Source organism: Shinella sp. M31 (genome assembly GCF_049199205.1).
Lineage (GTDB): Bacteria > Pseudomonadota > Alphaproteobacteria > Rhizobiales > Rhizobiaceae > Shinella.
The window spans coordinates 1-23,355 of the sequence record NZ_JBLZPH010000159.1 but is presented as its reverse complement, the minus strand read 5'-3'; the positions used below and the strand labels follow the sequence as shown (position 1 = coordinate 23,355).

Genomic DNA, 23,355 nt, shown 5'->3' with positions numbered 1-23,355 from the left:
GCGGGGATGGCGGCAGATCCAAGACAGCAGGGCGACGGACCCTAGGGAGCATCGAGATGCGGCTGAACCTGAAGACGACACTTGCGGCTGGCCTCACGGCCCTTCTTTTTGCCGGCACCGCGCATGCCCAGACGGCAAGCGCGACGGCGCCGGCCTGCGGTGGCGATCTGAGCATCTTTCTTCAGGGTGTGAAGGCCGAGGCGCAGACGCTCGGCGTTTCCGCCGATGTGGCCGACCGCGCACTGGCCGGTGCGGCGATCGACTCGAAGGTCCTGTCGCGCGACCGTGCCCAGGGCGTCTTCCGCCAGACATTTCTTGAATTCTCCAAGCGCACGGTGAGCCAGGCGCGCCTCGATATCGGCCGCAAGAAGCTGAAGGACCTGTCGGATGTCTTCGGCCGCGCCGAGCAGGAATTCGGCGTGCCCGGTCCCGTCATCGCCGCCTTCTGGGCGATGGAAACCGACTTCGGCGCCGTACAGGGTGATTTCCTTACGCGCAATGCGCTGGTGACACTCGCCCACGACTGCCGCCGCCCGGAAATTTTCCGCCCGCAACTGCTGGCCGCCATCGAGATGGTCGGCCATGGCGACCTTGACCCGAACGGCACGACGGGCGCCTGGGCCGGTGAAATCGGCCAGGTGCAGATGCTGCCGCGCGACATCATCGCCTATGGCGTCGATGGCGACGGCGACGGCCACATCAATGTCAAGCAGAGTTCGCCGGATGCCATCCTCACGGCGGCGAAATTCATCCAGAGCCTTGGCTTCACCAAGGGACAGCCGTGGATCCAGGAAATCTCCGTCCCCGACACCCTGCCCTTCGAAAAGACCGGCCTGCAGCCGGGCATGAAGGCGGCTGACTGGTTTGCGCTCGGCGTCAAGCCGCGTGACGGCGACACGTCCTTCGGCAATCTCGAAGCCTCGGTGGTTCTGCCGCAGGGCCGCAAGGGCCCGGCCTTCATGACCTATCCGAACTTCAACATCTATCTCGAATGGAACCAGTCGTTCATCTACACGACATCGGCCGCCTATTTCGCGACCCGCCTCGCCGGCGCCCCGCCCTACGAGCGCGGCAACCCGGAGGAAGGCCTGTCGGAAGAGGCCATGAAGCAGCTGCAGACCAAGCTGAACGCGCTGGGCCATGACGTCGGCAAGATCGACGGCATTCTGGGCTCCGGCACGCGCGCGGCCATCCAGAAGGAACAGCAGAAGCTCGGCCTTCCCGCCGATGGCTGGGCGACGCAGGCGCTACTGTCGGCCCTCTGACGGAAATCGGGTGGCGGTTCTCCGCCCCGGTGCTATGAAAGCGACGAGACTGAGGGCGGCAGCACGGTCCAACCGGCGGCCGCTCTTTTCGTTGGCGCATGCCTTGGAGGGGAACGATGAACAACACGGTGACGGCACCGGCCCGCATGAACGCGCAGACTTGGGGTCTGCTGGCGCTGCTCGGCATGATCTGGGGCGGCTCCTTCTTCTTCGCCCGCGTCGCCGTCGGCCATGTGCCACCGGCAACGCTCGTTCTGCTGCGTGTCGGCATCGCCGCCGTCGCGCTGCACGTCTATGTCGCCGGCCGTTTCGGCATCTATGAGACGCTGCGGATCCGCTGGCGCGAATTCCTGCTGCTCGGCCTCATCAACAATGCCGTGCCGCATATGCTGATCTTCCTCGGCCAGACGCAGATCGGCGCCGGCCTCGCCTCGATCCTCAATGCGACGACGCCGATCTTCACCGTGCTTATCGCCAATCGGTTCACGGCGGATGAAAAGCTTTCCTCGGAAAAGATCGCCGGCTGCCTGATCGGCCTTGTCGGCACCGCCGTGCTGATCGGCCCGCGCGCCCTCGCCCCTTTCACCGGCGACGGTGGCCCGCCGCTCTGGGCGGTTCTGCTGCCCGTGCTGGCCGCCGTGTCCTACGGCTTTGCCGCAACCTATGGCAAACGCTTCCGCGGCACCGCCCCGCCGGTCATCGCCGCCGGCCAGATGACGGCCTCCACGCTGTTGATGCTGCCCGTCTCCTTCGCGCTCGACACGCCCTGGCAGCTTCCCCTGCCGCCGCTGTCGGCGATCCTGGCAGTGCTTGCCCTGGCGCTGATCTCCACGGCCTACGGCTATATCCTGTTCTTCCGGATCATGGCGGCGGCGGGCGCCACCAACACCTCGCTCGTGACCCTGCTCGTGCCGCCCAGCGCCATCATCGCCGGCATGCTCTTCCTCGGCGAAACGCTGACGCCGCTGGGTATTCTCGGCATGGCGCTCGTCCTTTTCGGCCTGGTGGTGCTGGACGGCCGCGCCATCGCACACCTGCGTGGCCGCTAGCGACTCACCTCTTGGGGGAACAAACGATTATCCCGACCGTTTCGTTAAACTGCCCGGATCGCGACGCCGGCCTGCACCATTATGGTAAATGAACACTGTCGACACTCGTCATCCGGTAAGGATTGTGAATTTTTTGTGGCACACACAATAAAGGAGAAAATTCAGCAGGTTAGCTCTGTGTATAAACGTCCGGCGCAGCCCGGATGTTGCAACGCAGCAACAAAATGCCTTTCCAACACGCTTTTTTCGGTCGTAATATTGGACCGTCAACGCAAGGAGGTCAGCCATGGGACTCACACATTCCTTGAATGTTCTGATGATCGGTGCAGCGTTCCTCTTCGTCGCCACCATGATTTTCATCTAGGCGACCCAAGCGCAGTCAGAGAGGTCAGGGACAAAAGCAACAAACCCTGCCGAACCTATCAAAGAAATGCATGGCCCCGGAGACGGCGCCATGCATTTTCATTTGTGGCTTCGAGAAAGCCTCAGGCGGCAGCGCCCGTTACCGGCTGCCGGTCGCTCCGGGCGAAACCGACGCCATCGCAGACGGCCGAGACCATGGCGGCGCGGTTCATCGTATAGAAATGGAACTCCGAAATGCCGCGGGCGATAAGGTCTTCCACCTGGCGGATCGCAAGCTCGACGGCGACGGCGGCGCGTTCCTGCGGCCGGTCGTCATAGGGCCCGAGACGATCGGCGAGCCAGCCGGGCACGCTTGCACCACAGAGGCCGGCGAACTTCTGGACCTGACCGAGATTGTGCACCGGCAGGATGCCCGGCACCACGGGAATGCCGATGCCGGCCTTGCGCACACGCTCCAGATACCGCTCGAAATCGTCGTTTTCGAAGAAGAACTGGGTCAGCGCGCGCGTCGCACCCGCATCCACCTTGCGCTTCAGCATATCGACATCGGCGGCAACGTCGGGGCTCTGCGGGTGCTTTTCCGGATAGGCGGAGACGGAAATCTCGAAATCGCCAAGGCCGCGCAGGCCGGCCGTCAGCTCGGCCGCATTGGCATAACCGCCGGGATGCGGCTGGTAGGGCGTGCCGACGCCACCCGGCGGATCCCCGCGCAGCGCCACGAAATGCTTGACGCCGACGGCCTGGAAATCGGCCACGACCGCATTCACCTCTTCCTTCGTCGCACCGACGCAGGTGAGGTGCGAGGCGGCCGGCAGGCCCATCTTGAGAAGCTGGCGAACGGTTGCGAGCGTCGGCACCCTGGTGGAACCGCCGGCGCCATAGGTGACCGACATGAAACCCGGATCATAGGCCGAAAGCGCGGCGGCCACCTCCCGAAGCTGTCCCTCGGCTTCCGCAGATTTCGGCGGGAAGAACTCGAAAGACAGGCGGATATCCTTGCGGGCCGGGATGGCGGTCGCCTGGGTCATGTCAACTCCTCCTGCGGATGGCAATGGGGTCGGCCGCCCGTTCGCGGGTATCGCGGGCAAGCCAGATGGTCACGGTGAGCGCATCGGCGGCCGAATGCGCGGGCTGGAGATCGACGACCTCCTCCACGGCAAGGCCCGCCTTCTCCAGCCATTCGGACATCGTCTGGTGCGAGAAGCCGAGGCGGATATGGGCGTGCTCGTCGCGCAGGTGTTCCAGCGCGTGCGGGGCAAGGTCGATGATGGCAAGGCGGCCGCCGGGCGCCAGCATGCGCGCGGCCTCGCCGACGGCCGCTTCCGGCTCGTCCAGGAAGTGCAGCACCTGATGGATCGTCACGACGTCGAATTCGTCGCGCTCCAGCGGCAGGTTGAAAATATCGCCATGACGGATGGACGCCTTGGTGATGCCGGCGCGATCGAGATTGGCGCGGGCAACTGCCAGCATGTCGCGGCTGGCGTCGACGCCGACGCCGCGGCGGTAAAGGCCCTCGAAGAGCTGCAGGATGCGCCCCGTGCCCGTGCCGAGATCGAGGAAAGCGTCGACCGGCTCGGTGCCGATCATCGCGGCAAGCTTCGCCTCGACCTCGGCCTCGCTGACATGCAGGCGGCGCACCGCATCCCATTCGGCCGCGTTGCGGCTGAAATAGGCCTGCGCCTTGTCGGAGCGGATTTTTTTCAGGGCGCGCAACCGTTCATCATCGCGGGCGAAAACCGCGTCGGTCGGTTCGGATGCGTCCAGCAGCTGGCGCACCAGCGCGACGGCCGGGCCGCCCTGGCTGAGGCGGAAGAAGGCCCAGGCGCCCTCCTGATACCGATCGACGAGGGCCGCTTCGGCGAGCAGCTTCAGGTGGCGCGAGATGCGCGGCTGGGACTGGCCGAGAATGTCGGTGAGATCCGTTACCGTCAGGTCGCCATGTGACAGGAGCGCAAGCAAGCGAAGACGCGTCGGCTCGCCCGCCGCCTTCAGGATCTCCACGATGTCATCCAGTCCGAGTTTGTCGCCCATGATCTTTCCAATCAAGACATAAAGATATGTTTATGTGATTAAGCCGTACAGCGCAAGGCAAAATCCGTGTCGCCGATCTTTCCATCAACAGGCCCAAAGAAAAACCCCGGCAAGCCGGGGTTTTTCAGGAGGAGCGAACAAACGCGCCCGTTTTGGCGACGGCCGGCTTTCGGCCGCATTACGATCAGCGCGTCAGGCGCTTGTAGGCCTGGCTGCCGGGGTTGAGGGCATCGGGGCCGAGACGGCGGACCTTGTCCTCTTCATAGTCTTCGAAGTTGCCTTCAAACCATTCGACATGGCCGTCGCCTTCGAAGGCCAGGATGTGGGTCGCCAGACGGTCGAGGAACATGCGATCGTGGCTGATGATGATCGCGCAGCCGGCGAAGTTTTCCAGTGCGCTTTCCAGCGCACCCAGCGTTTCCGTATCGAGGTCGTTGGTCGGTTCGTCGAGCAGCAGCACGTTGCCACCGGCCTTCAGCATCTTGGCGAGGTGCACGCGGTTGCGCTGGCCGCCCGAGAGATTGCCGACCTTCTGCTGCTGGTCGCCGCCCTTGAAGTTGAAGGCGCCGCAATAGGCGCGCGAATTCATTTCGAACTTGCCGAGCTTGACGACTTCCGCACCGCCGGAGATTTCCTCCCAGACGGTCTTGTTGCCGTCGAGCGCATCGCGGCTCTGGTCGACATAACCGAGATGCACGGTATCGCCGATGCGGATCGTGCCGGCATCCGGCTTTTCCTGGCCGGTGATCATCTTGAACAGCGTCGACTTGCCGGCGCCGTTCGGGCCGATGATGCCGACGATGCCGCCCGGCGGCAGCTTGATCGACAGGTCGTTGATCAGCGTGCGGCCCTCGAAGCCCTTGTTGATGCCTTCCAACTCGATGACCACATTGCCGAGGCGCTCGGAGACCGGGATGATGATCTGCGCATCGCCGGGCCGGATGTTCTCGGCCGCATCGACCAGCTGCTCATAGGCCTTGATACGGGCCTTGGACTTGGCCTGGCGGGCCTTGGGGCTGGAGGCGATCCATTCCTGTTCGCGCGACAGCGCCTTCTGGCGGCCGGCTTCCTCGCGGCTTTCCTGCTGCATGCGCTTGGCCTTGGCCATCAGATAGGCCGAGTAGTTGCCTTCGTAAGGAATGCCGCGGCCACGGTCGAGCTCGAGAATCCAGCCCGTCACGTTGTCGAGGAAGTAGCGGTCGTGGGTGATCATCATCACGGCGCCCGGATAGTCGCGCAGGTGCTTTTCCAGCCAGGCGATGGTCTCGGCGTCGAGGTGGTTGGTCGGTTCGTCGAGCAGCAGCAGGTCCGGTTGCGACAAGAGCAGGCGGCAGAGCGCGATACGGCGGCGTTCACCACCCGACAGCAGCGTGACGTCAGAATCCTTGGGTGGGCAGCGCAGGGCTTCCATCGCCATTTCGACCTGCTGTTCGAGGTCCCAGAGGTTCTGGCTGTCGATGATGTCCTGGAGCTTGGCGCCTTCGTCCGCCGTCTCGTCGGAATAGTTCATCATCAGTTCGTTGTAGCGGTCGAGCACGGCCTGCTTGTCGGCCACGCCTTCCATGACGTTCTCGAAGGCGGTCTTGGCCGGATCGAGCTTCGGCTCCTGTTCCAGGTAGCCGACGGTCGCGCCTTCGGCGAGCCAGGCCTCACCGGTATATTCCTTGTCCTGACCGGCGATGATGCGCAGCACCGTCGACTTACCGGCACCGTTCGGGCCGAGGATACCGATCTTGGCATCGGGATAGAACGACAGGTTGACGTTCTCGAGGATTTTCTTGGCGCCGTAGGCCTTGTTGAGCCCCGACATATGATAAATGAACTGGCGTGCCATGCGAACGTGCTCCGGATCGGACGAATTTGCCCGCTATGTAGGGTAATTCTCCGCCCGCGGCAATCAGCGAAAGCCGCGGCGCACAGGCGAATGGCAATCCGCCACCCCAAAGCGAGGGCCGATATGCAAACTCCGCCTCGCCATCCGGGAAACAACGCGACGACCGCCACACATGCGCCGTCCGGCGCCGCGGCGGCCCCTAACCCGCCTGCGCCATGCCCGTCGTGCCTTCCGTGCAGCGCGACGTCGTGGGCGAGGCACCGCCGATCAGGGCCTCCAGCGTGCCCTCACCCGCCGCAAGCCCGATGGTGAGGCCGATGACGATGGGCTTGCCGTCGGCACCCTTGCGGCAGCTGAGCCGCACGCGTTCGCCGGCACCGGGGCCGAAAGCCTCGTCGAAGGCGACGCGGACCTCCGCCAGCGTCACCGCCGCTCCGGCCTTTCCGCCGAAAAGGGCCGGCACCGGCGAGGCGTTCAACGCATCGAGCAGGTCCAGCGAGCGGCTGTAATAAGCCTCTGCGGACGGTGCGACGCAGCTGCCGCTCCTCAGCCATTGCCGGCGGTCGAGGCCAAGCTTCGCGGCGGGCATGGCGACGAGCAGGCGGTCCTTGGTGGCCGACGCCAGAACGATCTCCGGCAAGTCCGTCCACTTGCCCTTGCGCGCCTTCTGCTGGAGCGCGGCATCGATACCGCAATAGCTTTTCCGTGCCTGGAAGCGGCTCACCAGCAAGAATTGCTTCGACGCCATCGTGAAACCGCCGCAGCCGCGGCTTTTCGGCCGCGCCGCGCAATAGCCGGGCTGCCAGCTGACGGACAGGACTTCCCGCGCGCCCTTTGCCGGCGCGGACTGCGCGGCGGCGGGTTGCGAGAGACCGAGGCAGGCGAGAAGCAAGGCGACAAAGGAGACGACGGCTTTGAACGGCAAGGCAGCATTGGTCATCATGACAGGCTCCCGAATGAGAACAAAACAAGATCATTTACAACCAAGAATCAAGAAAGTGCAACCGAAAATCGGATAAATCGCGAAATGCGCGAGCCAAATCAAAAATACACGCCGCATCCCATTGTCTTTGCATTGCAAATCGCGTTGACCTCTAGGAAATGGAGGATGGGGCCGTGTTTTCAGAGGCAGAGACGCTCAAGAGCGCAACCGGCGCCACGCTTGCCCTGCGCCACGAGGCGGCGCGCGGCGAGGCGCGCGGCATCCTGCTTCTGAGCCACGGTCTTGCCGAGCACAGTGCGCGCTACGCCGCCTTTGCGGCGCGCATGGCGGGCGAAGGGCTGCATGTCTATGCGCATGACCATCGCGGCCACGGCTTCACGACCGCGCCGGATGCGCCGCTCGGCCAGTTTGCGCCGCGCGACGGCATTTCGCGGGTGATCGCGGATATGCGCGCGGTTCGCGACCATGCCGTTTCCCGTCATCCCGGCCTGCCGGTCGTGCTTTTCGGCCATTCGATGGGCGGGCTCATGGCGCTCGCCTTCGCAGAGGCCCACCCGGCCGATATCGATGCGCTTGCCGTGTGGAATTCCAATCTCGAACCGGGTTTTGCCGGGCGGATCGCCCAGGTGGTTCTTGCTGCCGAGCGCATGCTGAAGGGCTCGGACGTGCCGAGCGGCATCCTGCCCCGCCTCACCTTCGCCGCCTGGGGCGACAAGATTGCCGGCCACCGCACCGCTTTCGACTGGCTGTCGCATGACACCGCAGAGGTCGATGCCTATATCGCCGATCCGCTGTGCGGTTTCGATATCAATGTCTCCATGTGGATCGATATCTTCGCCGTCACCTTCGCCGATGCCTCGGCTGAAGGCCTTGCCCGGCTTCCGAAAAACCTGCCGATCAACCTCGTCGGCGGGAACGAGGATCCCGCCACCGATTTCGGCAAGGCGACGCTGGCTTTTGCCGAACGACTGAAAAAATCACGGCTTGAGGACGTCACCACAACGGTCTATCGCGGAATGCGCCACGAAACGCTGAATGAAAGCCCTGCCCTGCGCGATCCCGCCATCGAAGCCTTTGCCGGCTGGTGCCGGCGGGTCATCGCCGAAAAGCGGCGGAGTCCGGAACACACATGACCCCATCTGCCATCACGCCACCGCGCCAGGAGATCGGCTTCGGGCTCGCCCTCATGGTGCTCTCGGTGCTCATCTCGCCGATCATCGATATTTTCGCCAAGCTCGCGGTGACCGCCGTTCCGGCAACCGAGATCACCTTCGTGCGCCTGCTGTTCCAGATGACGGTGCTGGCGCCGATCTGTCTTTATCGCGGCACGCTGCTCGCCGTGACCTGGCGCAAGATGGCCCTGCATGCCGCCCGCGGCCTGCTGATGGCGATCACCATGATCAGCTTCGTCACACCGCTCGCCGTGATGGAGGTGGCCGATGCCATTGCCATCTTCTTCGTCGAGCCGATCATCCTCACCATTCTCGGCGCGATCGTCCTCAAGGAAACCATCGGCTGGCGGCGCTATACGGCGTGCGGCGTCGGCTTCTTCGGTTCCATGCTGGTCATCCAGCCGAGCCTGGAGGAAGTGGGCCTGATCGCGCTGCTGCCGGTCGTCGCAGCCTTCTCGCTCGCCCTGTTCTTCCTTCTGACGCGCCTCGTCGCGCAGAAGGAAGATCCGTGGTCGATGCAGTTCTATGCCGGCCTCTGGGGCGCGCTTTTCGCGGGGTTGCTGCTTTTCTTCGGCAGCCGCGCCGGCATCTCCTTCCTGACGCCCGTCATGCCGAATATGCAGCACACGCTCTATATCGCGGGCGCGGCCGTCGCCGCCACCATTGCCGGCGTGCTCGGCGTCTATGCCTATCGCTCGGCGCCGGCCTCAACGCTCGCACCGCTGCAATATCTCGAGATCGTCTCGGCGACGATCTTCGGCTGGTGGGTGTTCGGCGACTTGCCGGACGCGCTGAAATGGCTCGGCATCGCCATCATCATCACATCGGGCCTCTACGTGATCTGGCGCGAGCGGCAACTCAACAAGACGGGGGCAGCGGCACCCGTTTCCGCCCCGATCTGAGGAAGCTCGGCCGGCTCTCGCTCGGGCAGGCATCAAGTCAGTCTCAGGCGTCATGATCTCCCCCCGGCCTGCGGCTTTCGTGCCTGCCGGCTTTTTGTTATCCAAGGGAAAACGGGCGAAAAGCCCGACGGCCGGCTGCTTTGCGCCGGTCACGAGGAGGAGTACACGATGGAGAAGTCGAACCTGCCGCTGTCGGGCATCAGGGTCATCGAACTGGCGCGGGTCCTGGCAGGCCCCTGGGCCGGGCAGATGCTGGCCGATCTCGGCGCCGATGTCATCAAGATCGAAAACCCCGACGGCGGCGACGATACGCGTGCCTGGGGCCCGCCCTTCGTCACGGGCAAGGACGGCGAAAACCTCTCTGCCGCCTATTACCACTCCACCAATCGCGGCAAACGCTCGATCAGCGTGGACCTGAAGACCGAGGAAGGCCGCGAGACCGTTCACCGTCTCATCGCCACCGCCGATATCGTCATCGAAAATTTCAAGGTGGGCGGCCTCACGAAATACGGGCTGGACTACCAGAGCCTCGCGAAGAAACACCCGAAGCTCATCTATTGCTCGATCACCGGCTTCGGCCAGGATGGTCCCTATGCCGCCCGCGCCGGCTACGATTACATCGTGCAGGGCATGTCCGGCTTCATGTCGGTCACGGGGGCTCCGGATGGCGAGCCGATGAAGGCGGGCGTGGCGATTGCCGACATCTTTACCGGCATCTATGCCGTCACCGCGATCCAGGCCGCGCTCATCCATGTCATGAAGACTGGCCAGGGCCAGCATGTCGACATGGCGCTGCTCGATGTGCAGTCCGCCGTGATGGCGAACCAGAACATGAACTTCCTCACCTCCGGCAAGGCGCCGGCGCGGCTCGGCAATGCGCATCCGAACATCTCGCCCTATGAGGTGGTGCCGGCCTCCGACGGTCACATCATCCTCGCGGTGGGCAATGATGGGCAGTTCCGCAAGCTGTGCGGCATTCTGAAGCTCGCGGGCGTGCCTGAAGACGAGCGTTTCGCCACCAACCACGCCCGCGTCGCCAACCGCGTCGAAGTCCGCCGCCTCGTCACGGAGGCGACGGCCACGCTCAGCAAGGCCGATCTGCTCGATGCCTGCGAACGCGAAGGCGTGCCGGCCGGGCCGATCAACTCCATTGCCGAGACCTTCGACGACCCGCAGATCAAGGCGCGCGGCATGCGCGTCGACCTGCCGGATGCCGACGGTAATCTTATTCCCGGCGTGCGCACGCCCATTGTTTTCTCCGGCACGCCGCTCGTTTACGATCGCCCCAGCCCGCGGCTCGGCGAACATACCGATGCCGTGATGGCGGAACTCGCAACGCTCGAAGCAGGAAAGAAAAGCGCATGAAGACCGGTGGCCAGTTGATCGTCGACGCCCTCGTTGCCAATGGCGTCAAGCGCGTCGCCTGCGTGCCGGGCGAAAGCTACCTCGCCGTGCTCGATGCGCTGCATGACACGGATGTGGACGTGCTCGTCTGCCGCCAGGAAGGCGGCGCTGCGATGATGGCCGATTGCTGGGGGCGCCTGACGGGCGAGCCCGGCATCTGCATGGTCACGCGCGGGCCGGGCGCCACCAATGCCTCGGCCGGCCTGCATATCGCACGGCAGGATTCCATTCCGATGATCCTCTTCATTGGCCAGGTGCAGCGCGATGCGCGCGAGCGCGAGGCCTTCCAGGAGGTGGAATACCGCCGCGCCTTCACCGAAGTCGCCAAATGGGTGGCGGAGATCGACGATGCCCGCCGCATTCCCGAATTCGTCACCCGCGCTTTTGCCGTCGCCACCTCGGGCCGCCCCGGCCCGGTCGTGCTGGCTTTGCCGGAGGACATGCTGACGGATGAGGTCGAGACGGTCGAGCCGCAGGCCTATATGCCGGTCGAGGCCCATCCCGGCCGCAAGCAGATCGCCGAACTCGCAAACCTGCTCGAAGCCGCCGAACGCCCGCTCGTCATCCTAGGCGGCACGCGCTGGTCTGAGGAGAGCGTCACGGCCTTCACGGACTTTGCCGAGCGCTGGTCGCTGCCGGTCTCCTGCTCGTTCCGCCGGCAGATGCTGTTCGATCACCAGCACCCCAACTATGCCGGCGACAGCGGCATCGGCATCAACCCGGCGCTGGGCAAGGAAATCCGCGAGGCGGACCTCGTCGTGCTGCTCGGCGGCCGCTATTCCGAAATGCCGTCTTCCACCTATAGTCTGCTGCAGAGCCCCTACCCCGCGCAGAAGCTGGTGCATGTCTATCCCGACCCGTCCGAGCTCGGCCGCGTCTATCGCCCGGATCTCGCCATCTGTGCCGCCCCGGAGGATTTCGTTGCAGCGCTTGACGGCGTCTCGCCGAAGAGCACGCCGCGCTGGGCCGCCCGCACCGCCGCCATGCACGACTCCTTCCTGAAATGGTCCACGCCGCCGATGGCCGGCCCCGGCGACGTGCAGATGGGTCCTATCATGGCCTGGCTCGAAGAGAATGTCGCCGACGACACGATCTTTGCCAACGGCGCCGGCAACTACGCGACGTGGGTGCACCGTTTCCACCGCTTCCGCCGTTTCGCCACGCAGGCGGCGCCGACATCGGGCTCGATGGGCTACGGCCTGCCGGCCGCCGTTGCCGCCAAGCAGCTCTTCCCGGAGCGTGAGGTCATCTGCTTTGCCGGCGATGGCTGCTTCATGATGCACGGCCAGGAATTTGCAACCGCCGTACGCTACAATCTGCCGATCATCACCGTCGTCGTGAACAACGGCATCTACGGCACGATCCGCATGCATCAGGAGCGGGAATATCCCGGCCGCGTCAGCGCGACAGACCTGACAAACCCGGATTTCGCAGCCCTTGCCATCGCCTATGGCGGCCACGGCGAGACGGTGGAAAAGACGGAAGATTTTGCCGATGCTTTCCTGCGCGCCCGCGCCAGCGGCAAGCCGGCGATCATCGAGGTGAAACTCGACCCCGAAGCGATCACGCCGACGCGCACGCTTTCGGATATCCGCAGCGGGAAATGATCTTCGAGGGGCGGTGAAAACCGCCCCTTCCCCTATCAGCCGCGGAGGTGCTGCGCCTGTTCGTAGGTCTTGGTCGAGCGCATGCCGGAGCGGCAATAGCCGAGCATCGGGCGCGGCAGGTCGTCGAGCGCGTCCATCATGCCGCTGACGGCTTCCGCCGTCACGCCCATCGAGCCGACGGGCACATGGGCGGTCTGGATGCCGAGTTCCTGCGCGCGGGCGGCAACCGTCGCAAATTCCGGCTGGCCGGCTTCCTCGTGGTCGGGGCGATGGCAGACGATGGACTTGAAGCCCATGGCGGCGATCGCGTCGAGATCCTCGACGGTGATCTGGCCGGAAACGGAATATTCGTCGTTGATTTCACGGATATCCATGGACAGGTCCTTTCGCGATTGGTGCGCTCTCGTTTAAGCCCGCACTATGGAGGCGTCAATCATGCGAAATCTAGCGGAGTTCGAAGGAGAGGCCGTAGTCGATGCTCTCCCCTTGTGAAAATTCAGGCGCCTCACCCGATGCAATCAACTCTTCGCGGGAGGCAAGGCGGTGCGACACCGGCTCGATGCCGAGCACGGCGCAGCCCGGCGACTGGTTCCGCCAGACCTGAAGATAGGGCAAGGTGTCGGTGCGGAAGCGGATGACCATGCTTCGACCACCAAGCGCCGCAATCGGCCCGACCGCGATCTCCGCCCAGCCATGCTCCGCCGTTTCGGCCGCCGGCAGGCAGAAGATTTTCGTATCGCCCTCATCGAAGCGCCACGGCAGGCTGCCGCCGGGCAGCATCGCGCCGGTCAGCCGCGTGGTCTCGTCGAAAAGGCCGGTGCCGAAATTGATGTGGTACATGGCAAACGGCGGCCAGGCCGTCTCGCCGCTGTTGAAGACGGTATCGTCGAGCGTGATATGGCCGGTGCGCCGATCGGCACGCCAGCGACGCACCAGCTCCGCCGTACCGCCGTGGGCGAGCGAAACGGCGACGCGCCCTTCGCAGACAACCTCGCCCTCGTCCTCCTCGATCAAGATATCCTTTGCCGGATGCGAGGAGAGCGAACCGTGCAGCGGGTAGCGTCGGCCATCGGTCGCGCCCTCGATCGGCACTGGATGGCGGATGTGATCCGGCCCGCAGGTGAAGAGAAAGCCCGGCAGCGCTTTGTCGATGCGCGGATCGCCATCCGAGGGAATGGCCGATCCCGGCGCGAGATCGACGCCGTGAAAGAGCGCGCTGCCGCCATCCAGCGCCGACTGCGGCGTCAGCTCGAGACGGAAGGACTGGTCTGGCGTTTCCGCGGTCAGGGCGAAGGTCATCCAAAACTCCGGCAAAGGGCGATAGAGCGGGGCATGCTAATGGGAACGTTTTGCCCACGCCACCGTTAGCCCGCTGTCGGCACACAATTTTTCGCCGGCGCGGAAAGTCCGATCACAAGTTTTTGCATGCAGCGTTGACGTAGCGTTCACCATCGATTCAGTTTTTCCATATTAAGGTCTGAATTGAAGTGTTCCGTCCGCGCGATATGTGCAAGCTGGCAGGTCAAAAGTCGTGAATTATATATTGAGAACAAGCATTTCGCTCCTTATGGCGGCATCCTTCACGGGAATCGCCCTGGCGCCTGCGCATGCACAACAGTCCACCCGCGATACGGTTCTCGTCTCGCCGGAGGGCGATATTCTCGATTATATCCCCAACGACGGCAGCGTGCGCTGGGCTCGCGACAGCCGCGGCAACACGGTTCTCGTCGACAATTGGGGTAGCGTCGTCGCCACCGCCATGCCGGCCGACCGCTACTTCGCGCGCAACAACAATCCTCGCCGCGATCGCTATCGCGAGGTCAGCGGCTATCCGGAAACCAATCCGGATTATTTCCCGCCCGCCCCCTCGTCCGATTTCGGTGACGACCTGACCACCAGCTCCGTGCCGGAAATGCGCGAGGCGCTGCCGGGTGACATCGAGCGCCAGACGCTGCCCGATGCCGACTTCAATTCGCAGCAGATGCCCGACTTCTCCAACGGCACCGATGACAGCGCCGCTCTGCCGGAGACCACCGACCCGAACGCCGAATTCGTGCCCGGCCCGAAGTTCCAGCCCGCGACGGCGCTCGGCAAGATGTCCTCCGCCGAGATCACAGCCCTTCAGGTGTTTCTCGACCGCGAAGGCTTTTCGCCTGGCGTGATCGACGGCAAGAAGGGCTCGAACGTCACCAAGGCGATCGAAGCCTGGCAGAACGCGACCGGCGAGACGCTCGATCCGAACAATGCCGATGACATTCTGGAGCGCCTGCGCCTGTCCGGCGGCATGGCCTTCACGACCTATGAGATCACCGCGGCGGATGCCGCCGGCCCCTATGTCGCGTCGATCCCGGAGGATTACGCCCAGAAGGCCGCGCTGCCGCACCTCTCCTACACCTCGACCACAGAAATGCTGGCCGAGAAATTCCATATGGACGAGGCCTATCTCAAGGAGATCAATCCGGGCGTCGATTTCACGATCCCCGGCACGATCGTCAAGGTCATCGACACGGGTGTGCCCAAAACCGGCAAGGTCGCGAAAATCCTCGCCGACAAGGGTCGCAAGCAGGTGCTCGCCTATGATGAAGCCGGCACGCTGATCGCCGCCTATCCGGCCAGCATCGGCTCGGCCGATACGCCCTCGCCGTCCGGCCTCGTGAATGTCGAGCGCATCGCGCTGAACCCCGGCTATACCTATAATCCGAAGATCAACTTCCAGCAGGGCGCCAACAACAAGGTGCTGACCCTGCAGCCCGGCCCGAACGGCCCGGTTGGCACCGTCTGGATCGCGCTGTCCAAGCCGACCTACGGCATCCACGGCACGCCGGAACCGTCGAAGATCGGCAAGACCCAGAGCCACGGCTGTATTCGCATGACCAACTGGGACGCCACCGAACTCGCCAAGATGACGAGCGCCGGCGTGACGGTCGAATTCGTTGATTGATACCTTGAGGTAGCGGTGAGCTTCACGGCTCACCCCTCATCCGGCTGCCGCCACCTTCTCCCCGCAAGCGGGGAGAAGGGAATGTGCCGCATCGTTTTTCTTCAAGCAATATTCGTTGCGTGGAGCACGTCCCCTCTCCCTGCTTGCGGGGAGAGGGTTAGGGTGAGGGGCTCCTTCTTTTAAACGCTCGCCTCAAGCCACGCGGCTATATCCGGAGCCCTTGGCGGGCTGGGCGGTGCCGCCGGTGCGGAAGGCGCTGAGCTGGGCGGCGATGGAAGCGGCCTCCTGCGTCAAGGCCTGGCTCGCCGCATTGGCCTCTTCCACCATGGCAGCGTTCTGCTGGGTGATCTGGTCCATGGCGTTGACGGCTTGGTTGACGGCCTGCAGGCCCGTCGCCTGCTCGGCCGTGCTGGAACGGATCGTATCGAAGACGCTGCTGACTTCCACGACCTGCGTCACGATGAGGCGGAGCGAATCCGCGACCTCGTTGACCGAGCGCACACCATCCTCGACCTGGCCATGCGATTTGGCGATGAGGTTCTGGATGTCCTTGGCCGCATCGGCGCAACGCTGGGCCAGCGCGCGCACTTCCGAGGCGACCACGGCAAAGCCGCGGCCCGCCTCGCCTGCGCGCGCGGCCTCGATGCCGGCATTCAGCGCCAGAAGGTTCGTCTGGAAGGCGATCTCATCGATTACCTCGACGATGTTGGCAATAGCCGAGGACGAGGCCTGGATTTCACCCATCGCGGTGATTGCGTGCTCCACCACCTCGCCGCTGCGCTCGGCATTGCCGCGCGCCGCCTGCACCAGCGCGTTGGCCTCGTTGGCGCTTTGCGCGGTCTGGCGCACGGTTGTCGTGACTTCCTCGACGGCAGCCGCCGTCTCTTCGAGGTTTGCCGCCTGCCGCTCGGTGCGCTTGGCGAGATCGTCGGAGGCCGCGGCGATTTCCTGCGCGCTGAGATGGATCGATCCGGCGCCGACACCGATATTGCCGATCGCCTGCGACAGCGTGGAGATGGCGTGGTTGAAGTCCTCGCGCAGGGCCTCGTAGGCCTCCGGCAGCGCGCCGGTGATGCGTGCTGTCAGGTCGCCGTCGGAAATGCGCTTCAGTGCGGCGCCGAAACTGTCGCTGACGAGCCCGCGCTCTTCGGCCAGCACCTGCGCCTGAACCGCCTGCTGCTTGGTGACGTCGGATGTGTCCATATAGACGGAGATCGACAGATCCATGTCGAGGAACATGGCCTTGAGCAGGCTGGAGAAGCGGGCTGCAAATTCTTCCGGTTCGATCTCCCGCCGCGAGAACAGGCCGCCCTTCGGCCAGAGCGACTTGACGGCTTCCGTCAGGAGATGCTCGACGATCAGCGCGTAGCCGCCGATATACCAGCGCGGCTCCAGCCCGATGCGGGCATGCACATGGCCGATCGTCTGGACCTTGGCGGCATAATTATGCGTGAAATCGCCGGCGGCGATATTGGCCCAATGGCCGAGCTGCGCAGTCTTGGCGCGGTCGATATGCGCATCGTTGGAGAAGAGGTGATTGACCTCCGGGCTCTTGCGCACGACACCGTAGAACTTGTCGAGCGCCGGACCGAGCTCCTTCTCGATGAAGGGTTTGAGGCTGCGCAGGCGCTTCAGCGCGGCCTCGTCAAGGCCGAGATAGTCCAGGCGGCGGGCGATGTCGTGGTTCTGGCTGGCGGTCCCGGAGGCTGGCTTCATGCTGAAAGTCCTGGCGGCAAGAGGAGAAAGCGGCGATCGTCCGGGGGACGGCGCTGCCAGGGGCATCGTCACGTCCGCGACCCGTCATAGGTCCATGGGAACAAGCTTTTCGATGCCGTATCCCTAGGTGGGGCATGGTAAATTGTTCATTACCAGCTTTGCTTTTATTCAGGAAAACGGCTGCGCCATTGGTCGCAGCCGTTTCTGGCATCCGTCAAGTTCAGACGCTTATGCCGCGCGCTGGATCGTCCGGAAGAAGCCCCGCGCGGTGGCAACGCGCTTGCGCGACGGCATGAGCCGCAGCACCTCCTCGGCAAACAGGCGGGCATTTTCGCGCGCCTTGTCGAGGTTGCTCACCTTGGCCGGATCCATCGAATAGAGCGTGCCGCCGCAGTCGAAAATATCGCGGAAAGCAGTGCGCTCAGCAATCGGCGTATCGAGCACCGTGACGCCGCGGGAGGACAGGAGCGACTTGATCGCCGTCATCGCGCGGGTGGTCACCATGGCGTTCATGCGGGTCAGCACAACGGAATGGTTGATGCGGATGCCGGCCTTCTCGTCGAGCTGCTTCAGGAGTTCGAGAATCTGTGCCCCGCCGCGCGCATCCATCGCGCAGCCCTGCACCGGGATCATCACATGATCCGATAGGCCGATGGCGGTCGCGACCAGCGCATCGCGGGCACCGGCGAGGTCGATGATGAAATAATCCGTCGTGTCGCGGTTCTCGCGAATGTGACACTGGATGGAGGCCATGGAGACTTCCGAGATGACGGCGATGTTGCGCTGGCGGCCGGAAATCTCGTGCCAGTGGCTGATCCAGCGCTGCGGATCCGCATCGAGAATGGTGACGCGGTGGCCCTGACTTGCAAGCTCGGTGGCCAGGATGAGCGCCGCGGTGGTCTTGCCCGCGCCGCCCTTGGCATTGGCAAATGTGATGACTGGCATGTCTTTCCTCGTAAAATGCTTTCGAGCCTGCTCATCGCTCTCGTCAGACGTCCCGGTGGAGATGGCGCCCGCTTAATCAAATCTTTCAAAAGATGGTTAATGAAATGGAAATTTGCGGATCGCGAAGATTAATGAGACCGCAGGCAGACAACCGGTATATTCAACGAAAATCCCGGAAAACCAGCGCTGCTCAAACTTCTGTCAATTGTTAACGGTAAGAATTCAGGGCGCAGGAGCAGCCGTTGCAAGCTGGACTGTCCGCATGGGAGCGCCGGCCTCGGCCCGCGCCAGGGGCTTCCGGCCCGCATCCGCCGCAGCAAAACGCAGCACCTCGTCGGCAAGGGCCTGCATGTTGAGGATCGCCTTGTCGAGATTGCTGGTCCGGTCGGGCGTGATCGAATAGAGCGTGCCGCCCGTCTCGAACATGTCGCGAAACGCGGCGCGCTCGATGACCGGCGTGCCGATGACGGGGATCTTCGCTCCGTCGAGCAAAGCCTTCACGCTGCGCAGCGCACGCGTGGTCACGAGCGGATTGACGCGCGACAGCACGACGGCCCGGTTGATCGGCTTGTGCGAATTGGCGCTGACGAGATCGATGAGTTCCAGCACATGCGCGGCGCCCCGGCTGTCCATGGCGCAGCCCTGCACCGGCACCAGAACGAGATCGGAAAGCCCTGCGGCGAAGGCGACGAGCGCGTCGCGCGCGCCCGAGAGGTCAATGACGATATGCGCATGCGTGGCGCGCAACGCCTTGAGGTAGCCGGCGAGATTGGAAACGGCGAGGGCATCGACCAGCGTGAGCGCTTCGCCAAGCCGCGCCGTGCGCGCCCAGCCGGCGGCGAGCTTCAGGTCGTCGCAATCGAGAAGCGCGGTACGCTCGCCGCGTTCGACGAACTCCGTCGCCAGCAAGACCGCTGCCGTGGTCTTGCCCGAACCGCCCTTGGCGTTCGCTACCGATATGACTGCCATTCCACTACCGCCGCCCCAGACTGTCTGGCTGCACCGGAAGCGGGCAAGCATGACAGTCACATGACATTCTGATGACAGGCATCATGCGACGTAATTGGTAACCATAGTCATAAAGAAATGGGGCGGCAGTCGATTGACCACCGCCCCGATGATCATCGCGTCAAATCGCTCAGATGCACTCGATGAAGAGGCGCTTGGCCGCGTCGAGCGTCAGCTCGACCGGGTTGCCGCCGGCGGTCGGATCGACGATGGCCATTTCCGACATTTCGTCGATGCGGTCCGTGCCGACGCCGAGCGCCGAGAGCTTGTCCGGCACGCCGAGTTCTTCGCGCAGGCGCAGCACATATTCGAAGAAACCATCGAAGCCGCCGGCAATGCCGAGATAGGCAGCCGCGCTGTTGATCTTCGCTTCGATCGCCGGACGGTTGAAGGTCAGCACCGGCGGCATGACGACGGCGTTGGTCATGCCGTGATGCGTGTTGTAGATCGCGCCGACCGGATGCGACAGCGAGTGGATCGCGCCGAGCCCCTTCTGGAAGGCGACGGCGCCCATAGCGGCCGCCGACATCATGTTGGCGCGCGCCTCGATATCCGTGCCGTCCTTGTAGGCGCGCGGCAAAAATTCCTTGACGAGGCGCATGCCTTCGAGCGCGATGCCCTGGCTCATCGGATGGTAGAACGGCGAGCAATAGGCCTCGAGGCAATGGGCGAAGGCATCCATGCCGGTGCCCGAGGTGATGACCTTCGGCATGCCGACCGTCAGTTCCGGGTCGCAGATCGTCACCGAAGGCAGGATCTTCGGGTGGAAGATGACCTTCTTGGTGTGGGTCTCGGAATTGGTGACGACGGAAGCGCGGCCGACTTCCGAGCCGGTGCCGGCGGTGGTCGGCACGGCGACGATGGGGGCGATGCCGGCCGCGTCGGCGCGGGTCCACCAGTCGCCGATGTCCTCGAAGTCCCAGACGGGGCGCGTCTGGCCGGACATGAAGGCGATGGCCTTGCCGAGATCGAGGCCCGAGCCGCCGCCGAAGGCGACGACGCCGTCATGGCCGCCGTCCTTGAAGGCCTTCACGCCGGCTTCGAGGTTCTTGTCGGTCGGGTTCGGATCGACTTCCGCGAACATCGCCCGGCCGAGGCCGGCGGCTTCGAGAATGTCGAGCGCGTTCTTGGTGATCGGCATGGTGGAGAGGCCGCGGTCGGTGACCAGCAGCGGCTTCTTCATGCCGACGGCCTTGCAGTGATCGGCAAGTTCCGCGATACGCCCTGCCCCGAACTTGATGGCTGTCGGGTAGCTCCAGTTGGCGGTGATGGACATTATGCTTTCCTGAAATGGTAGGATTTCGGACGGGTGAGGTTGTGGAAGCCGATGACGGAGAGCGAGCCGCCGCGGCCCGTTTCCTTCACGCCGGTCCAACACAGCGCGGGATCGAGATAGTCGGCGCGGTTCTGGAACACGGTGCCGGTCTCAAGGTCGCGGGCGATATTGGCGGCGCGGTCGCTGTCTTTCGTCCACAGCGAGACGGTCAGGCCGTATTTGCAGTCGTTCATCAAAGCGAGCGCTTCGGCGTCGTTCTTCACCTTCATGATGCCGACGGCCGGGCCGAAGGTTTCTTCCGTCATGAATTCCATGGAGTGATCGACATCGACGATGATCTGCGGCGCGACATAGGCGCCGCCGTCATCAGCCGGGAACAGCTTCGGATCGACCAGCGCCTTGGCGCCCTTCGAGACGGCATCGGCGATTTGCGCGCGAACGGTCGCGGCGAAACGCTTGTGCGCCATCGGGCCGAGCGTGGTTTCCGGATCGAGCGGGTTGCCGAGCTTGTAGTTGGAGACCCAGGCGACCGACTTCTCGACGAATTCGTCGTAGAGGTTCTCGTTGACATAGATGCGCTCGATGCCGCAGCAGCACTGACCCGAATTGTAGGTCGCGCCGTCCATCAGCGTGTCGACGGCGGCGTCGAGGTCGGCGTCTTCCATGACGTAGCCCGGATCCTTGCCCCCCAGTTCGAGACCGACCGGCGTGAAGGTCCCGGCGGCGGCGCGCTCGATGGCGCGGCCGCCTTCGACGGAGCCGGTGAAGTTGACGAAATCGAACGCATTACCGGCGATGAGCGTCGAGGTCGTGTCATGGTCGAGGAAGACGTTCTGGAAGACATCTTCCGGCACGCCGGCCTCGTTGAAGGCGCGCACGAGGCGCTCGCCGACGAGCAGCGTCTGGGCGGCGTGCTTGATGATGACGACATTGCCCGCCATCAGCGCCGGCGCGATCGTGTTGATCGCCGTCATATAGGGATAGTTCCAGGGCGCGATGACGAAAACGACGCCATGGGCTTCGCGCTCGATGCGACGCTCGAAGCGTTCGCTGTTTTCGATGACGATCGGCGCCAGCGACGAGCCGGCGATCTCGGCGACATAGTTGGAACGCTCGTTGAAGCCCTTGAATTCACCGCCGTAACGGACCGGGCGGCCCATCTGCCAGGCGATTTCCGGCACGATCTCGTCGGCCATTTCGTTGACGCGGGCGACACCCTTCAGCACGAGCTGGATACGGTCTTCCAGCGGACGCCTGGCCCAGGCCTTCTGCGCTTTCCTGGCGCGGGCTACGGCGTCCTGAGCGGCCGCCAGCGGCATCGCCTCACGCTCGGCATAAACCGAGCCATCCACGGGGGATATGCATTTGATCACAGTCATGATCGACTTCCTGTTTCCGATATGAATTTTCGCGCCGGACAATAGCCGATCCAGCCACGCGGCAAATATCCCTGGAGGATTATGCGCCGGGGCCGGTTCGACCTTGACTGGCTTGAGCCTTACGCTCTCTCGAAGCCGCGCGCCACCTCCCAGTCGGTGATGCGACGATCGTACTCTTCCTGCTCCCACTCGGCGGCGCGGACATAGTGATCGACGACGTCGTCGCCGAAGGCTTCGCGCAGCATCTTGGAGTTCTGCAACGCGGCAGACGCGCCGCGGAGCGTCTTCGGGATCTCGCGGATGTCCTTGCCGCCATAGGCGTCGCCGACGAAGGGCGCCTCAAGCTCCAGCTTCTCCTCGATGCCGGCAATGCCGGCCGCGATCAGCGCTGCCATGGCGAGATAGGGATTAAGGTCCGAGCCGCCGACGCGGCATTCGATGCGGATGCCCTTGGTGCCCTCGCCGCACAGGCGATAGCCGGCGGTGCGGTTGTCCTTGCTCCAGACGGCCTTGGTCGGCGCGAAGGTGCCGGCGACGAAGCGCTTGTAGGAGTTGATATAGGGCGCGAGGAAATAGGTGATCTCACTGGCATGAGCGAGCAGACCGGCGACATAGTTCCGCATCAGATCGGACATGCCGTATTTGGCATCCTTTTCGAAGAACTTCGCTTCCTTGCCGTCGAGCGTCCACAGCGATTGGTGGATATGCGAGGAGGAGCCGGCGGCGGAATAGTTCCACTTGGCCAGGAACGTGACGGACTTGCCGCGCTGCCAGGCGATTTCCTTGGTGGCGTTCTTGATGATCGAATGCCGGTCGGCCATGGCGAGCGCGTCGGCATAGCGCACGTTGATTTCCTCCTGGCCGGCCGAGGCCTCACCCTTGGAGTTTTCGACGGGAATGCAGGCGCCCTGCAGGCCGTTGCGCAGCGCGCGCATCACGTCCTCTTCCTTGGTCGTCTGGAAGATGTGGTAGTCCTCGTTATAGCCCGAGGCGAGGCGGAGATCCCGGTAGCCGCTCTCGCGGGCGTCGTCGAAGGACTGGTCGAACAGGAAGAACTCCAGTTCGCTGGCCATGAACGCCTTGAGGCCCATGGCCTCCAGGCGCTTGACCTGCTTCTTGAGGATGGCGCGCGGCGAGTGCGGCACTTCCTCATGGGTGTGGTGGTCGAGCACGTCGCAGAGCACCAGTGCCGTGCCTTCGAGCCAGGGCAGCTTGCGCAGCGTGGCGAGGTCCGGCTTCATCGTATAGTCGCCGTAACCGGCGGCCCAGCTCGTCGACTTGTAGCCGGAGACGGTCTCCATCTCCATGTCGGTGGCGAGCAGATAGTTGCAGCTATGCGTTTCTTCATAGGCGCTTTCGACGAAGTACTCCGCCTGGAAGCGCTTGCCCATGAGGCGGCCCTGCATATCGACGAGGCAGGCGAGAACGGTGTCGATGCGGCCCTCGGCAACATCCTTCTTCAGGTCATCGAATGTGTAGGTCATGCTCATGGTCTTTGGTCCCAGCAATGGGCGCGGCAT

Annotated in this window: 19 protein-coding genes; 7 read left to right on the top strand and 12 right to left on the bottom strand. The window is 64.0% G+C overall.

Annotated features, from left to right (window positions below):
- The first annotated feature begins 56 nt into the window (after positions 1 to 56).
- Positions 57 to 1,265: a lytic murein transglycosylase gene (locus tag ACOZKU_RS25725; RefSeq protein ID WP_421581294.1), complete on the top strand. Its 1,209-nt coding sequence runs from the start codon at positions 57 to 59 to the stop codon at positions 1,263 to 1,265.
- A 116-nt stretch (positions 1,266 to 1,381) separates the two neighbouring features.
- The gene (locus tag ACOZKU_RS25720) at positions 1,382 to 2,314 is read left to right on the top strand and encodes a DMT family transporter (RefSeq protein WP_421581293.1); all 933 of its coding nucleotides are present in this window, start codon (positions 1,382 to 1,384) and stop codon (positions 2,312 to 2,314) included.
- Between the two features lie 485 nt (positions 2,315 to 2,799).
- Here ACOZKU_RS25720 and metF read toward each other — a convergent pair whose 3' ends face one another.
- The 4 genes from metF to ACOZKU_RS25700 form a co-directional block, all read right to left on the bottom strand.
- Positions 2,800 to 3,705 (bottom strand): methylenetetrahydrofolate reductase [NAD(P)H], encoded by a 906-nt coding sequence (gene metF, locus ACOZKU_RS25715; RefSeq protein ID WP_421581292.1) that lies wholly within the window; start codon positions 3,703 to 3,705, stop codon positions 2,800 to 2,802.
- Position 3,706: 1 nt separating this feature from the next.
- A complete protein-coding gene (locus ACOZKU_RS25710; RefSeq protein WP_421581291.1) occupies positions 3,707 to 4,708 on the bottom strand; it encodes an ArsR/SmtB family transcription factor in 1,002 nt (333 codons plus the stop codon).
- A 184-nt stretch (positions 4,709 to 4,892) separates the two neighbouring features.
- Entirely contained in the window at positions 4,893 to 6,542 is a 1,650-nt protein-coding gene (gene ettA, locus ACOZKU_RS25705) for an energy-dependent translational throttle protein EttA (protein WP_314085033.1), read from the bottom strand.
- Between the two features lie 199 nt (positions 6,543 to 6,741).
- The gene (locus tag ACOZKU_RS25700; protein WP_421581290.1) at positions 6,742 to 7,485 is read right to left on the bottom strand and encodes a ribonuclease; all 744 of its coding nucleotides are present in this window, start codon (positions 7,483 to 7,485) and stop codon (positions 6,742 to 6,744) included.
- A 173-nt stretch (positions 7,486 to 7,658) separates the two neighbouring features.
- On the opposite strand from ACOZKU_RS25700, the gene ACOZKU_RS25695 reads away from it, so the two are divergent.
- The 4 genes from ACOZKU_RS25695 (at position 7,659) to ACOZKU_RS25680 (ending at position 12,570) form a co-directional block, all read left to right on the top strand.
- Entirely contained in the window at positions 7,659 to 8,618 is a 960-nt protein-coding gene (locus ACOZKU_RS25695; RefSeq protein WP_421581289.1) for an alpha/beta fold hydrolase, read from the top strand.
- Complete coding sequence (locus tag ACOZKU_RS25690; RefSeq protein WP_421581288.1) at positions 8,615 to 9,559, top strand: DMT family transporter; 945 nt, start codon at positions 8,615 to 8,617, stop codon at positions 9,557 to 9,559. The genes ACOZKU_RS25695 and ACOZKU_RS25690 overlap by 4 nt, the downstream gene beginning before the upstream one ends.
- A gap of 168 nt (positions 9,560 to 9,727) precedes the next feature.
- Entirely contained in the window at positions 9,728 to 10,924 is a 1,197-nt protein-coding gene (locus tag ACOZKU_RS25685; protein ID WP_421581287.1) for a CaiB/BaiF CoA transferase family protein, read from the top strand.
- The gene (locus ACOZKU_RS25680) at positions 10,921 to 12,570 is read left to right on the top strand and encodes a thiamine pyrophosphate-binding protein (RefSeq protein WP_421581286.1); all 1,650 of its coding nucleotides are present in this window, start codon (positions 10,921 to 10,923) and stop codon (positions 12,568 to 12,570) included. Before ACOZKU_RS25685 ends, ACOZKU_RS25680 begins: the two co-directional genes overlap by 4 nt.
- A gap of 35 nt (positions 12,571 to 12,605) precedes the next feature.
- Here ACOZKU_RS25680 and ACOZKU_RS25675 read toward each other — a convergent pair whose 3' ends face one another.
- Together ACOZKU_RS25675 and ACOZKU_RS25670 are read right to left on the bottom strand one after the other, a co-directional pair.
- Positions 12,606 to 12,944 carry a TIGR01244 family sulfur transferase gene (locus tag ACOZKU_RS25675; RefSeq protein WP_421581285.1) on the bottom strand — a complete coding sequence of 113 codons (339 nt, stop codon included), beginning with the start codon at positions 12,942 to 12,944 and terminating at the stop codon, positions 12,606 to 12,608.
- 70 nt (positions 12,945 to 13,014) lie between these two features.
- Positions 13,015 to 13,869, bottom strand: coding sequence for a DUF4432 family protein (locus tag ACOZKU_RS25670; RefSeq protein WP_421581284.1), 855 nt, complete (start codon positions 13,867 to 13,869; stop codon positions 13,015 to 13,017).
- 268 nt (positions 13,870 to 14,137) lie between these two features.
- On the opposite strand from ACOZKU_RS25670, the gene ACOZKU_RS25665 reads away from it, so the two are divergent.
- Entirely contained in the window at positions 14,138 to 15,511 is a 1,374-nt protein-coding gene (locus ACOZKU_RS25665; RefSeq protein ID WP_421581283.1) for a L,D-transpeptidase family protein, read from the top strand.
- Between the two features lie 192 nt (positions 15,512 to 15,703).
- On the opposite strand, the gene ACOZKU_RS25660 is transcribed toward ACOZKU_RS25665, so the two are convergent.
- From ACOZKU_RS25660 to ACOZKU_RS25635, 6 genes are all read right to left on the bottom strand, one after another.
- Positions 15,704 to 17,227, bottom strand: a complete 1,524-nt coding sequence (locus ACOZKU_RS25660) for a methyl-accepting chemotaxis protein (protein WP_421581282.1) — start codon at positions 17,225 to 17,227, stop codon at positions 15,704 to 15,706.
- Positions 17,228 to 17,455: 228 nt separating this feature from the next.
- On the bottom strand, positions 17,456 to 18,172 hold the full coding sequence (locus ACOZKU_RS25655) for an AAA family ATPase (RefSeq protein WP_421581281.1): 717 nt from the start codon (positions 18,170 to 18,172) through the stop codon (positions 17,456 to 17,458).
- 222 nt (positions 18,173 to 18,394) lie between these two features.
- The gene (locus ACOZKU_RS25650; RefSeq protein ID WP_421581280.1) at positions 18,395 to 19,141 is read right to left on the bottom strand and encodes an AAA family ATPase; all 747 of its coding nucleotides are present in this window, start codon (positions 19,139 to 19,141) and stop codon (positions 18,395 to 18,397) included.
- A 169-nt stretch (positions 19,142 to 19,310) separates the two neighbouring features.
- Entirely contained in the window at positions 19,311 to 20,456 is a 1,146-nt protein-coding gene (locus ACOZKU_RS25645) for an iron-containing alcohol dehydrogenase (protein WP_421581279.1), read from the bottom strand.
- Positions 20,456 to 21,835 (bottom strand): aldehyde dehydrogenase family protein, encoded by a 1,380-nt coding sequence (locus ACOZKU_RS25640; protein ID WP_421581278.1) that lies wholly within the window; start codon positions 21,833 to 21,835, stop codon positions 20,456 to 20,458. Before ACOZKU_RS25640 ends, ACOZKU_RS25645 begins: the two co-directional genes overlap by 1 nt.
- Before the next feature lie 119 nt (positions 21,836 to 21,954).
- Positions 21,955 to 23,325 (bottom strand): glutamine synthetase family protein, encoded by a 1,371-nt coding sequence (locus ACOZKU_RS25635; protein ID WP_421581277.1) that lies wholly within the window; start codon positions 23,323 to 23,325, stop codon positions 21,955 to 21,957.
- Between the last annotated feature and the right edge of the window lie 30 nt (positions 23,326 to 23,355).

Excerpts from the sequence above, each read along its gene's own strand:
- ACOZKU_RS25645 (WP_421581279.1), bottom strand. The coding sequence starts at position 20,456 with ATGTCCATCACCGCCAACTGGAGCTACCCGACAGCCATCAAGTTCGGG.
- ACOZKU_RS25635 (WP_421581277.1), bottom strand. The coding sequence starts at position 23,325 with ATGAGCATGACCTACACATTCGATGACCTGAAGAAGGATGTTGCCGAG.
- ACOZKU_RS25670 (WP_421581284.1), bottom strand. The coding sequence starts at position 13,869 with ATGACCTTCGCCCTGACCGCGGAAACGCCAGACCAGTCCTTCCGTCTC.
- ACOZKU_RS25680 (WP_421581286.1), top strand. The coding sequence starts at position 10,921 with ATGAAGACCGGTGGCCAGTTGATCGTCGACGCCCTCGTTGCCAATGGC.
- metF (WP_421581292.1), bottom strand. The coding sequence starts at position 3,705 with ATGACCCAGGCGACCGCCATCCCGGCCCGCAAGGATATCCGCCTGTCT.
- ACOZKU_RS25690 (WP_421581288.1), top strand. The coding sequence starts at position 8,615 with ATGACCCCATCTGCCATCACGCCACCGCGCCAGGAGATCGGCTTCGGG.
- ACOZKU_RS25700 (WP_421581290.1), bottom strand. The coding sequence starts at position 7,485 with ATGATGACCAATGCTGCCTTGCCGTTCAAAGCCGTCGTCTCCTTTGTC.
- ACOZKU_RS25650 (WP_421581280.1), bottom strand. The coding sequence starts at position 19,141 with ATGGCAGTCATATCGGTAGCGAACGCCAAGGGCGGTTCGGGCAAGACC.
- ACOZKU_RS25725 (WP_421581294.1), top strand. The coding sequence starts at position 57 with ATGCGGCTGAACCTGAAGACGACACTTGCGGCTGGCCTCACGGCCCTT.
- ACOZKU_RS25640 (WP_421581278.1), bottom strand. The coding sequence starts at position 21,835 with ATGACTGTGATCAAATGCATATCCCCCGTGGATGGCTCGGTTTATGCC.
- ACOZKU_RS25660 (WP_421581282.1), bottom strand. The coding sequence starts at position 17,227 with ATGAAGCCAGCCTCCGGGACCGCCAGCCAGAACCACGACATCGCCCGC.
- ACOZKU_RS25655 (WP_421581281.1), bottom strand. The coding sequence starts at position 18,172 with ATGCCAGTCATCACATTTGCCAATGCCAAGGGCGGCGCGGGCAAGACC.
- ettA (WP_314085033.1), bottom strand. The coding sequence starts at position 6,542 with ATGGCACGCCAGTTCATTTATCATATGTCGGGGCTCAACAAGGCCTAC.
- ACOZKU_RS25665 (WP_421581283.1), top strand. The coding sequence starts at position 14,138 with ATGGCGGCATCCTTCACGGGAATCGCCCTGGCGCCTGCGCATGCACAA.
- ACOZKU_RS25710 (WP_421581291.1), bottom strand. The coding sequence starts at position 4,708 with ATGGGCGACAAACTCGGACTGGATGACATCGTGGAGATCCTGAAGGCG.
- ACOZKU_RS25720 (WP_421581293.1), top strand. The coding sequence starts at position 1,382 with ATGAACAACACGGTGACGGCACCGGCCCGCATGAACGCGCAGACTTGG.
- ACOZKU_RS25675 (WP_421581285.1), bottom strand. The coding sequence starts at position 12,944 with ATGGATATCCGTGAAATCAACGACGAATATTCCGTTTCCGGCCAGATC.
- ACOZKU_RS25685 (WP_421581287.1), top strand. The coding sequence starts at position 9,728 with ATGGAGAAGTCGAACCTGCCGCTGTCGGGCATCAGGGTCATCGAACTG.